The sequence below is a fragment of the Planococcus daihaiensis genome (assembly GCF_049262615.1).
Classification (GTDB): Bacteria; Bacillota; Bacilli; order Bacillales_A; family Planococcaceae; genus Planococcus.
In genome coordinates this window covers 1,805,517-1,816,852 of record NZ_CP175504.1, presented here as the reverse complement: position 1 = coordinate 1,816,852, position 11,336 = coordinate 1,805,517, and the positions used below count along the sequence as shown (strand labels likewise).

Below are 11,336 nucleotides of genomic sequence, written 5' to 3'. Positions count from 1 at the left end.
CACTCCTAATCCTCCGACATCCAAGTACGCAATAATTTCGTGAAATCTTCCGGACGCCCTTTTGCCAGCTTTTCGATCGTCCGTCGCTTTGGATTCGACTTTGTATCGAATTCCGAAAGGTCGATTTCTTTCTCTTCTTCTTCCGATGACCCCACCGGACTTACAGGCTGTTCGAACATATCAAACCCGTAATCTTCTTCTACCACTTCACGTTTTCTTCTCATTAGTACAAAAATCAGGCTGCCGATTATCAAAATTAACGCAACGGCCGCTCCCGCAATCAATAGGAGGCCATTTGGCATTTCACCGAACCAATTATTGATCGGATCCAGTTCTTCAATCACCGGTTTGCCCTGGAACTCTGTAGCAAATACCGAAATGCGATCTTCCAATTCCAGATTATTGACTTCCGCACCATTCATGCTCAAAGCCGCACTGACTGTATTGCCGAGTAAATTCTGGATGTCGCCCACAGTTTCAAGCGTCAGGCTTTCCGGATTCCCTGGAACAGGAGGTTCAACGCCAACATTGATCGTAATATCATCGATCACATAAGGGCTGAGCTCGATTTGGCGATGAATCCGATTGACTTCGCGGTTTATCCGCTCTTCCGTTCTTTCCGATTCGCTGTTTCCGCCCAATCCGGCAGCAGGGTAATTGGCAATTTCTGTTTCCCCTGCGCCAACTACGTCTTCAATCGTTGCCCCTTCACTGGAATAGGTTTCCACAATCCGTTCCACACTGATGTCGATGCCTTCACCAGTCTCTTCATTGACCGGTTCCACTAAGTGTTCTTCACGTTTTTCTTTAGTGAAATCCACGCTGGCCATTACCGACACGACCACTTTATCTTGCCCCAGCAATAAACCAAGCATCTGCTGCAATTCCCGTTGAATATCTTTTTCAATATCCTGTTTGATGTCTCGCTGCTGCTGGTAGACAGACAACGCAGTATCTACAGGCGTTTCATCTTCCATTGTGAAAGTCTGGCCGTTTTGATCCATGATAACTATTTGATCAGACGGTAGACTCGGAACACTCTTGCTGATTAGATGGTATAAACCATTGACTTGCTTCTGATCCAATTGAAATGTCGGCTCTCCCTGAATAACGACAGAAGCTGTCGCAACCTGCTCATCATCCGTCAGCCACACATTTTCTTTCGGCAGCGTAATCATGACATTGGCATCAGCGACACCGTCAATCTGGCGAATCAACATCGCCAACTCGTTTTGCATCGCGTCGCGTTCAACAACGTCAAAATGCCGATCCGTCATACCGAGGCCCATATTATCACTGAAAATACTGTAATTCACATTGCCGTTTTTCGGAATTCCTTCGGCAGCCAAACTGACTTTCAAGTTTGCCACTTCTTCAGCAGGCACGCTGATGGTTTTACCGTCGCCGGAAACTTCCGCGAGAATCCCCTGTTCTTCAATTGCCAACTTGATTTCGCCCGTTTCTGCCGGTGACAGATTCGTATACAACGGCGTCATATCCGATCTGGAACCCAGAAATACGAAAACAAGCAGGAGCAGAAAAGTAACAAAAAACGATCCGATAATCGTCCACTTTATCTTGGGAGAAATATTCCCCCAGGACTCACTGATTTTGGTTTTATAAGCTGTAAACTTCTCTTTCATCGATCACTCATCCTATTTGCCAGAATCATACTTGCATTCTCATAACTTCCTGGTAAGCTTCCACGACTTTATTGCGAACTTGCATGGTCAGTTCCAATGAAATGCTCGCTTTCTCAGCAGCTACCATCACTTCATGGATATTCTCAACCTGCCCTGTTGCCAAACCAGTCGTCTGAACGTCGGATGCTTTTTGTGCCTGATTAACTTCCTGCAATGCCTGTTTGAAGATTTCACCGAAACCTTCCACTTTGTTTTCCGGTTTCACAATCGGGTTGTTCAGCCCCTGTATAAATGGTGTCTGTATCTGATTTATCGGATTCATATATTTTCCCCCCGGTTGTTTCTATAAAGATAATCGATATTAAATTCAAGTAATTACTTCCCTATCTCAAGTGATTTCATAAACATGCTCTTTGAGGCGTTCAGCGCCGTGACGTTTGCTTCATATGAACGCGTTGCCGACATCAAGTCGACCATTTCCTTGATCGGGTCGACATTTGGCAGCTGCACATAGCCGTTGTCATCGGCATCCGGATGGCTCGGGTCGTAATTTAACGTGAAAGGCGCGTTATCATCTTTGATTCGCGAGACCGACACCCCCGACACGGCATTATTGCCATTGCCCATCATCGTCTGTAATTTCTGCTCAAACGGCGACACGCCAGTTTGCGTCAATTCGACCGTCTTTCGTCGATACGGCGTCCATTCGCCGTTGACAATTTGTGACCGGGTCGTTTCCGCGTTCGCGATATTCGAAGACACAACATCCATCCGCAGACGGTTGGCGGTCAGGCCGGATGCACTGATATCAAAACCATTGAATAAGCTCATACGAATTATCTCCCTCCGCTGATGACAGAACTCAGGCTGCGGAATTTCCCGCTGATCCTGTCGGTCACTGCATTATATAGAAGCTGGTTCTTCGCCAATTCCGACATTTCAACATCCATGTCGACGTTATTGCCGTTAATTTTGTACTCCGTGTTTTCATTCACGGTGACACGGGGATCGAATTGGGATGATTCATTGCTGAATGAAATATGTTTGGGATCGGTCTTGTAACTCGACATCGCTTGCTTGTCCGCCGCATTTTTCAAAGCCGTTTCAAAATTGACCTGCTTGCTTTTATAGCCTGGCGTATCGACATTTGCAATATTTGCCGAATGTGTTTGCTGCTTCAGTGCGGAAGTGGACAAAGCCTGTTCCAGCGATTGGATTGTGGGTGAAATAAGATTCAATTTCATTCCTCCTCTATATGTAAGTATTTATTCAAACAAATAAAAATCCACCTTCAATAAAGGTGGACAAGCTTCTCAGCTCCCATCTTTTGGCGACCCGGCTGCCATATACCTGGATACTTAGGCCCGTGGTTTTGCGTCCTTTTCTTTGGAAAAGTTTGCCTTTTTCAAGATCGGTTATATTACTTTGTACTTTTAAACTCATACTTTTCTCACATTTTAGAATTTATGTTCCAAGATATAGTAACACACAAATAAAAAATTGTATATTTTTGATTAAAAAATTTTTATTGGTTTTATTTTCCAATACTCTTTCATTATTGTCAATTAAATGTTATGCTTAAGCATATAAATCTTATTTTCTCGAGAGGAAGAGGGTACTCTATGTTTCGTGGATTATACACTGCTACATCAGGGATGATGGCGAATAACAGGCAACAGCAAGTGCTGACAAACAACCTGGCAAACGCATCCACTCCCGGTTTCAAAAAAGACCAGACCGTGATGCGCGCATTTCCTGCCCAATTGATTAAAGCGATGGAAACCGGCGGAACAACTGTTGGAGGCTCGAAACTTCCAGCTACACAAAAACAGATCGGTTCACTTCATGCAGGCGTTTATACACAGGAAGGAATCCCTTCATTTGCGCAGGGCGCTCTAAAAAATACGGGCAATTCAACCGACCTGGCCCTGCTCAGCTCTTCGCTTCCGGTAAATCCTGAAACGGGACAGCAAGGCGCTGTAAGCTTTGCCGTCGCTCTTCCGAACGATGAAATCCGCTACACGCAGAACGGGCAATTTACCGTTGACGATGCCGGATTCCTGACCACGGCGGAAGGCTTCAATGTTTTAGGACAAGACTTACAGCCTATACAGGTCAATTCCACTGATTTTACAATCAACGGGAACGGTGAAATTACTTCGGACGATGGGACTGTAAATAATTCCCTATTTTTATCTTATACTGAAAATCCGCAACAATTTATCAAAGAAGGACAGAACCTTTTGCGCTGGGCCGGCGATCCGGCTGAAGCTCCAGTCGACATCCAACTTGCCGGCATCGGCAACCCCGGTGCTCTTATCCAACAAGGATACGTAGAACAATCGAATGTCGATCTGACCCAGACGATGACCGATATGATGAAAACGTATCGTGGATTCGAATCAAATCAAAAAATAATACAGGCCTATGACCGCAGTATGGAAAAAGCAGTCAATGAAATCGGCCGAGTATAAGAGGAGGCGCTAACAAATGAATATCCAAATGAATGCCGCGGCTTCCTCTATGCGCGAATTGCAGAAAAAAATCGACACCATCGCCAATAACATTTCCAACGTTAATACGACAGGATACAAACGGCAGGAAGCGAATTTCGCTGATGCCCTTGTCCAGTCGTTCGAAAAACAGGCGGGTCCGCATGAAGTCGGACGCCAAACGCCAAATGGCATCCGCGTCGGCGCAGGCGCAACCGTTTCCCAAATCGCGCTGCGCACCAACCAGGGCTCTGCCATTCAAACCGGCCGCGAACTCGATTTCATGATCATGGGCGAAAGCGGATACTTCCGCGTGGAATCTGAAGGCAATGCCTATTACACCAAAAACGGTTCATTCCAATTGGAGACGGATGCAGCCGCCAATCAGCTGAACCTGGTGACATCGAATGGCGATAGTGTGCTTGGCGCGAACAATCAGCCGATTTCGTTTGATAATGATTACGACACCATCACCGCCAATGCAAACGGCACGCTCGAAGTCACTTATAAAACAGCCGGTAAACCGGCGGATGTGTTCCAATTGAGCATCGCGGAAATCGGCCGGCCGGACCTTCTGCAAAAAACCGGCAGCAATCTTTATGAGTTGCCCGGCGACGAAGCCGAACAAGTCGCCACCGGAACTTTGCAGGTTTTGAATCTCGCTGACGGCAACGACGGCCAGATCCGAGTCAGCCAAGGCGCACTCGAAATGTCCAATGTCGACATGACCAACGAAATGACCGAATTGATCGCCACCCAGCGCTTGCTGCAATCCCAGTCAAAAGCGATTTCATTCGCCGATGATATGCGCGGATTGGTGAATACCATCAGAGGATAAAAATTAAAGCGGATTCCCCGAAGCATCGGGGAATCCGCTTTTTTTGATTTATGCCCAACTCCCCCAAAAACCACAAAAAAGGAGCGTCGCCATATCGGCAACGCTCCTTCTCTTATTGATTATCTCAAAAAGTCCATCAAACTCGGTTGAATAATTTTAGCTGAAGCGGAAAGGCTCGCCTGGTAGACGCTTTCTTCGCTTTTCAGCTTCGTGATCGCTTCGGCCATGTCGACGTCCGTCAGACTCGACAACATCGTTTTCAATTGCAGCGTATTGTCGAACATGCGGTTTTCCGCCGATTCCACGCGGTTGGTTCTGGCACCGACTTCGGCAGAAATGGTCAGTAAGCGATCCACTCCTTCATCGATTGTATCCAGATCCATAGCCTCACCATTGCGCAATCCAGCTGATAAAGTTTCTAAAGTCGTGATCAATTCACTGTCCGGGCCAAGCAAATCTTCTTCAGTCGCATTGACCTTGATATTCAATCCCCCGGCAACGGTCATCGTTTTGGCTGTTGAGTTACCATCAGCATCCGGCTTCGTGAATAAATCCGCGCCGTTCACTTTCGAATCCGCGAACTGTCGAAGCTGCTGCGTCAGCTCTTCCACTTCACTGGCAACCGCTCCCCGGTCTTCGGCTGTCAACGTTTCATTGTTTCCTTTGACCGCCAGTTCACGGACGCGCTGCATGACGTTGACCATTTCGTTGACCGTATGATCCGTTTCATCCAGCCATAATTTCGCTTCGCCGGTGTTGCGCTCGTATTGCTCATTTGTTGCCAGCGCACTTTTCAGCTCCATCGCTTTGCTCGCGCCATGCGGGTCATCGGAAGGTTTTGTCAGCTGTTTGCCGGTCAACGCTTCGTTATACGCTTTTTGGAAACGGCCCATCGTATTATTCATATTGGCCACTGAGTTTTGGTGCAGCATCTGATGTGAAATTCTCATCGTGTTTTCCTCCCATTACCGATTATTAACGTGCAGCCATCCGGTTAATAATCGTATCAAGCATCTGATCCGTTGTTGATATCAGCCGAGCTGCGGCGCTGTATGAATGCTGGAATTTAACCAAGTTGGCCATTTCCTCATCGAGGGAAACGCCTGACACCGACTGACGGCGATTTTCCGTCGCCTGCAATGTCGCTTCGAAATTGGCTGTTGAACGGCTTGCCGATTGACTCTGAGCTCCCAACACACTGACGAGTTCCTGGTAATCGGATTTAACCGCGCCTGTCTCGGCTTTCAAGTTTGGCGGTACTTCCGTAATATTCCCATTAAAATTAACGGTGTTGTCCGCATTGAATAATTTATCGCCGTTGACGCTATTATTATTGGCGTCAATAAAAGCCTGAGTAATGCCCGTCAAACCTTTTACCTGGCCGTTTGTTCCGTCACCATTTTGATATTCTTCCACTTTCTCAATGGATGCCTGAAGGCCGCCAATTTTCCCGCCGTCTACTTCAGTAGCATCGTCCATCTTATTAACGGTTGTGCCGGTAACTAGGGCAACTTGCGCTCCATCTTTTTGAACCAGGTTGACCGTATAAGAACCGTTTGCCTGTGCTTCGACTTTGATTGGAGCGAGCGACGATAATTTTTCAATCAGCACATCACGCTGATCCTTTAAATCATTCGACCCGTTGCCGCCGCGAACGATCGTATCGTTCAATTGAGCAATCTGTTCCAAATAGCGATTGGCATCATCGATAGCAGCTGTTTTCTGCTGGCCAAGGTCCACTTTCACATTTGTCATCGAGCTGTCCATCGCTTGGGAAACTTCCAAAAATTCCTGCGCACGCTGTTTCAATACCGCCTGTGCAGAAACGCTGTCGGGATTATTCTCAAGATCCTGCCAGGCATTTGTCAGCTGATCCATCACCGCATTCAAGCCGGCATCGCTCGGTTCATTAATAATCGTTTCCAAACGCTCAAACGTTGCCTGCTTCGCCTGCGCGTCGCCCAATGTTGCCGATTGATCACGATGTTGATTGTCCAGGAAACGGTCTCTTACACGTGTGATCGAGTCGATGGAGACGCCGGAGCCGAGTTGGCCGGGGTTCGTTGAGTTCGTCCAGACATCCAGTGAAGGCGATGTGCTCTGGTTCACCTGCTGACGCGAATAGCCTTTTGTATTGGCGTTGGCGATATTATGGCCGGTCGTCGCAATGCTTGCCTGCCCGACGCTCAAGGCGCGTTTTCCAGTCTCTAATCCGTGAAATGTTGAAACCATGTGTTTCCCTTCCTTCTGCCCCTCAGGCTTTTGTATCGAAAAAGCCGCGGTTGCCTGTTTGTGATTTCTTTTGCCCCATCGGTGATTGGTAATTGAATTGCTGCTGTTGTGATTGGGTGATCTGGTCGATCATATGTTGAACAAAGCCCATGGAATCTTTCAGCAGGCGGTCATTGACCCTATTTTTCGCCTGCAATTCCGCAGTGAGCTCCTGTAATGTTTTCAATTGAAATTCGAGCTTGTGTCTTTCCTGTTCACCGGGAACCCCTTCAAGAAATGACTGGAAGCTTGCTGCCGGCTGGTCCTGCAGAGCGCTTTCCATCACTGCCATCCGTTCCTGTTCCACTTGTTCGAGCTGTTTGACCAGCTTCTTTTCTTCTATTGTAATGCGGTTTAAATCTTCAACGCTGCGCTGGATCAATGCCGCTTTTTTGTTGTCCGCGCAAATGATGAGCCCTTGTTGCACAGTTATCAATCCATCCAGTGCCGTGACCATTGCATTCAATATCCGACACCCTCCTTTTAACGAACCGTTTTATTTTCCGTACCAGAAATCAAACATCTTATCTGCCACTTTTTCATTGCTTACCTGATATTCCCCGGATTGCACCTGGGCTTTCAACGCCTGAATCTTTTCGTGACGCTCAATGTCGGCTTTGCTTTCATACATCTGCTTGGCCTCACTTGAAATTTGCAATTGATCTTCCTTCTGCAACGCCTTTGTTTTATCCACTTTCGAAACCTGCATTTGCTTTTGGTAAGATTGAATAAAGGAAGAACCGTTTGTTTTATCGATATTCATTCCTTCACCGCCCCGTCTTTTCTAATTTTTATTTTTTTAATTTCCAATATCTTGGCGTCTGAGTGGTTTCTTCCGATTTGTTCATACCTTCAAGAAACTTTTCCGCCCTCAGTGTTTTGTTGACCTCATCATTAAACTCCTCAAAGCAGCCCGTGCACAGCATTTGCCGTTGGATAAGCTTACCACAATGCGCACAGCCGTAACCCAGATTCGGGTAGTCCTCGACGAAGATTCGGCCATCGCGAATAAAATCCGCAATCCGTTTTTCCGCAACTTCCGTGAACTTACTGACTTCTTCTATGGAAGCAAAGCGATTGTCATCGATTTTCAGGAAATCGTTGACGACTTTAAATTCTTTCTCCATCTCTTTGTAGCAGTCCAAACAACAATTCGTGTGGTCTCTTAAATATAACTTCCCGCAAATTGTACAGTTAGCTAACCGATCTGACTGCATAACGCTCACCTATTTCCTTTATAAAGTATGTATCGGCATATTTCTCGTGTTGTTTAGCGTTTTTTCGATTATTGCACCTTAAATTCAGTGACCAATACCCGCTCCACTTTTCCGGTTTGCATAATGTCCGCCAACTTCTCTTTCAATTGCGCTTCAAGGGTGGCAATGCCATCCGCTCCGACCAATTCCTCTTTCGTAAATCCGGCAACCGTTGAAATGACAGCAGCGCGCACTTCCGGCGTCCGCTTCTCGGCCTCTTCTTTCGCTTTTTCACTGTCCAATAAAATATTGAACTGCACAATGCCGAAATTCGGTGAAGCCAGATTCGTCGTAATGATATCCGTGTCGATGCTCATGGCAGCCAGTTCCTCAGCTGAGGGCTGTTTCTCCTCTTTGTCAGAAGAACCTTCTGCGTCTTTCCCCAGGAAAAAGAAAGCCCCGGCTCCCGCAGAAGCCACTACCAATACCAAAATAATCAATATCTTTAATTTCCCCATAATACACCTCGATTTATTATTAGTCTGCTTCTTCTTCTGAATACAATGAAATCAAGACTTCCACCCGGCGATTTTCCGAACGGCCTTCCGTTGTATCGTTGCCGGCAATCGGTTGATGTTCCGCAAAGCCCGTCGCGCTGAATTTCCCTGGATCCAACTCATTGTTCTCGAGCAGGATTTTCATGAAATTGATCGCCCGTGCCGAGCTCAGCTCCCAGTTGGATGGGAATTCTGCGGACGTGGAAGGAACATTGTCGGTATGCCCTTCGATGAAAATGCTACGCGGCGGATCGGTTACCAGCATCTTGCCGACTTCTTCCACAATGGTTTGTGCATCTTCTGACAGGTCCGCGCTGGCCGTCTCGTACAATACGCCGTCCTTGATCTTCAACAGCAGGCCTTTGGACGTCAATTCTGCATCCAATTTATCTTCCAAGTTCCGCTCCGCAATATAGGCTTTCACTTTTTCCTGGATTGCCGCAAGTTCTTTATAATCTTCCGCCAGAGCCAATTGTTCAATCTCTTCAGCGGTCAATTCTATTTTGTCATCATCGTCCTCCGGAGGTGTTGTTGCTTCGCCGTCGGTCGGATCCGCGTCATTCGGCTCAGCGAGTTTCGAAGTTTCTTCAAATGTCTCGATCGGCGACTGATTGTCCAAAATTCCAGTGCCTCCCTGCAGCTCCCGATTAAACGAATCCGAAATCTCCTGGAATTTCTGCGAATTCACTTCACTCGCCGCAAACAGCACGATGAACAAAGCGAGAAGCAGCGTGAGAATATCGGCATAAGGAATCAGCCAGGACTCATCTACGTGCTCTTCGTGTTTTTTCTTACGCTTCAACGCCGACACCTTCTTTTACTTCTTCTTCAAGAACACGGTCCTTGAGTGGCAGATAAGTCAATAATTTCTCTTCCACTGTGCGCACCGGCAAGCCTTCGTGCACCGCCAGCAACCCTTCAAGCATAATGCGTTTGATGCGCGCTTCGTGCTCGGATTTACGTTTTAATTTATTGGCAAATGGATGCCACAGCACGTAACCTGTAAAGATCCCGAACAACGTTGCGATAAACGCCGCCGAAATCGATTTCCCGAGCAGCGCGATATTATCCAGATAGCCAAGTGCCGAAACAAGCCCCATTACCGCACCGAGCACTCCGAGCGTCGGCGCATACGTTCCAGCCTGCGAGAAAATTTTCGCACCGAGTTCATGCCGCTCTTCCATTGCCGAGATATCTTCTTCCATCATCTCGCGGATCTGTTCCTGCGGCTGGCCGTCAACGACCATTTTCAAACCGCGCTGCAGAAATGGATCTTCCACTTCTTCTGAACGTTCTTCCAAAGCCAATAGCCCTTCACGGCGGGCAAGCATCGCCCATTCGGAAAACATTGGCACCATTTCTTTGATCGACATCGATTTATCGGATGCAAATAAAACCTTAAACAAACTCGGGATTTTTTTCACTTCATCCATCGGGAACGCGACCAAAATACACGCGGCGGTCCCGGCGAAGATGATGACTAATGCGGCCGGGTTATATAAAGCAATCGGGCTGGAGCCTTTTAGCGCCATCCCGCCGACCAAAACGAACATTCCAAGTATAACGCCAATCCATGATGTCTTATCCACATCTGTAACCTCATTTCCCTGCTTTGTCTCTGTCTGTGGTTGTTGTTATGAACCTATGATATTCCGCAAAACAGCTTCGAAGACATTAGCCGACGCTTGCGAGGCTAAGTCTTTGCGACGAAGCAGCGCAGCGATGCAGGAGCACGGTTTTTTACCGTTCCCAAACGATTGCGAGTGTCTTCGCTGTTTTGCTCCATATCATCTCTAATTGTGGGGGGTGAATAACCCCATATCTCCGTGGCGTCACAGTGACAGTCGCAAATGTTCTTCAATTTGCGACTGACGCTGGGAACCGTGCAGGGGATGCTATAAAAGAAAGTGACGCTGCACTTTTACGCTAGGAAAGAAGAGTACTATACCAAACTACTTCTACTTCACCTTCACCAACACCATTGCTTCTTTCCAAGTATCCCGCAATTCTTTAACCTGATTTTCTGCATCTTCCAGGATCACCACGTCATTTTTCATGTTTGCTTCCATCAGTCGATGGTGGATGTATTCGTACAATTGCGCAAGGCCTTCGGAGATTTCAATAGTAGGATCGAGTGTGATTAAAAATTCCTGGATGATATTTTGCGCTTTGATCAAATTCACATTCTTTTCTTCAAACTTGCCTTCTTCCATCGCACGTTTTGCGAGCTTGATGAATTTCAGGCAGCCGTTATAGAGCATCAAGGTAAGTTCCTGTGGCGACGCGGTAACGACCGAGTTTTGTTGGTATGTCTGGTAAGGATTGTTGATTGCCATATA

General features: G+C 47.0%; 15 protein-coding genes and 1 riboswitch. Of the genes, 2 read left to right on the top strand and 13 right to left on the bottom strand.

The genetic code is table 11. The features are described from left to right. Positions 1–5: 5 nt before the first annotated feature. The 4 genes from fliF to flgB are packed head-to-tail and all read right to left on the bottom strand — an operon-like array spanning position 6 to position 2,887. Positions 6–1,643, bottom strand: a complete 1,638-nt coding sequence (gene fliF / locus DHX103_RS08795) for a flagellar basal-body MS-ring/collar protein FliF (RefSeq protein ID WP_422121917.1) — start codon at positions 1,641–1,643, stop codon at positions 6–8. Positions 1,644–1,668: 25 nt separating this feature from the next. Further along, positions 1,669–1,965 (bottom strand): flagellar hook-basal body complex protein FliE, encoded by a 297-nt coding sequence (gene fliE, locus DHX103_RS08790; RefSeq protein ID WP_422121916.1) that lies wholly within the window; start codon positions 1,963–1,965, stop codon positions 1,669–1,671. Between the two features lie 53 nt (positions 1,966–2,018). Next, a complete protein-coding gene (gene flgC, locus DHX103_RS08785) occupies positions 2,019–2,474 on the bottom strand; it encodes a flagellar basal body rod protein FlgC (protein WP_422121915.1) in 456 nt (151 codons plus the stop codon). Positions 2,475–2,479: 5 nt separating this feature from the next. After that, positions 2,480–2,887 (bottom strand): flagellar basal body rod protein FlgB, encoded by a 408-nt coding sequence (gene flgB, locus DHX103_RS08780; RefSeq protein ID WP_422121914.1) that lies wholly within the window; start codon positions 2,885–2,887, stop codon positions 2,480–2,482. Positions 2,888–2,969: 82 nt separating this feature from the next. Beyond that, positions 2,970–3,054, bottom strand: a riboswitch (cyclic di-GMP riboswitch). A 211-nt stretch (positions 3,055–3,265) separates the two neighbouring features. On the opposite strand from flgB, the gene DHX103_RS08775 reads away from it, so the two are divergent. Further along, positions 3,266–4,117 (top strand): flagellar hook-basal body protein, encoded by an 852-nt coding sequence (locus DHX103_RS08775; protein WP_422121913.1) that lies wholly within the window; start codon positions 3,266–3,268, stop codon positions 4,115–4,117. Between the two features lie 16 nt (positions 4,118–4,133). After that, positions 4,134–4,973 (top strand): flagellar hook-basal body protein, encoded by an 840-nt coding sequence (locus DHX103_RS08770; RefSeq protein ID WP_422121912.1) that lies wholly within the window; start codon positions 4,134–4,136, stop codon positions 4,971–4,973. 119 nt (positions 4,974–5,092) lie between these two features. Here the strand turns inward: DHX103_RS08770 and flgL are convergent, their stop codons facing one another. The 9 genes from flgL to fliS form a co-directional block, all read right to left on the bottom strand. Then, positions 5,093–5,923, bottom strand: a complete 831-nt coding sequence (flgL, locus tag DHX103_RS08765; RefSeq protein ID WP_422121911.1) for a flagellar hook-associated protein FlgL — start codon at positions 5,921–5,923, stop codon at positions 5,093–5,095. A gap of 25 nt (positions 5,924–5,948) precedes the next feature. Beyond that, on the bottom strand, positions 5,949–7,205 hold the full coding sequence (gene flgK, locus DHX103_RS08760; RefSeq protein ID WP_422121910.1) for a flagellar hook-associated protein FlgK: 1,257 nt from the start codon (positions 7,203–7,205) through the stop codon (positions 5,949–5,951). A 22-nt stretch (positions 7,206–7,227) separates the two neighbouring features. After that, positions 7,228–7,701, bottom strand: coding sequence for a flagellar protein FlgN (locus DHX103_RS08755; RefSeq protein ID WP_422124744.1), 474 nt, complete (start codon positions 7,699–7,701; stop codon positions 7,228–7,230). Positions 7,702–7,740: 39 nt separating this feature from the next. Then, positions 7,741–8,007: a flagellar biosynthesis anti-sigma factor FlgM gene (gene flgM / locus DHX103_RS08750; RefSeq protein ID WP_422121909.1), complete on the bottom strand. Its 267-nt coding sequence runs from the start codon at positions 8,005–8,007 to the stop codon at positions 7,741–7,743. Positions 8,008–8,035: 28 nt separating this feature from the next. After that, positions 8,036–8,371 carry a flagellar protein gene (locus tag DHX103_RS08745; protein ID WP_422121908.1) on the bottom strand — a complete coding sequence of 112 codons (336 nt, stop codon included), beginning with the start codon at positions 8,369–8,371 and terminating at the stop codon, positions 8,036–8,038. A 158-nt stretch (positions 8,372–8,529) separates the two neighbouring features. After that, positions 8,530–8,958: a flagellar basal body-associated FliL family protein gene (locus DHX103_RS08740; RefSeq protein ID WP_422121907.1), complete on the bottom strand. Its 429-nt coding sequence runs from the start codon at positions 8,956–8,958 to the stop codon at positions 8,530–8,532. A gap of 19 nt (positions 8,959–8,977) precedes the next feature. Continuing rightward, positions 8,978–9,799, bottom strand: coding sequence for a flagellar motor protein MotB (motB, locus tag DHX103_RS08735; RefSeq protein ID WP_422121906.1), 822 nt, complete (start codon positions 9,797–9,799; stop codon positions 8,978–8,980). Further along, entirely contained in the window at positions 9,789–10,586 is a 798-nt protein-coding gene (gene motA / locus DHX103_RS08730; RefSeq protein ID WP_422121905.1) for a flagellar motor stator protein MotA, read from the bottom strand. Before motA ends, motB begins: the two co-directional genes overlap by 11 nt. A gap of 369 nt (positions 10,587–10,955) precedes the next feature. Continuing rightward, complete coding sequence (gene fliS, locus DHX103_RS08725) at positions 10,956–11,333, bottom strand: flagellar export chaperone FliS (protein ID WP_422121904.1); 378 nt, start codon at positions 11,331–11,333, stop codon at positions 10,956–10,958. Between the last annotated feature and the right edge of the window lie 3 nt (positions 11,334–11,336).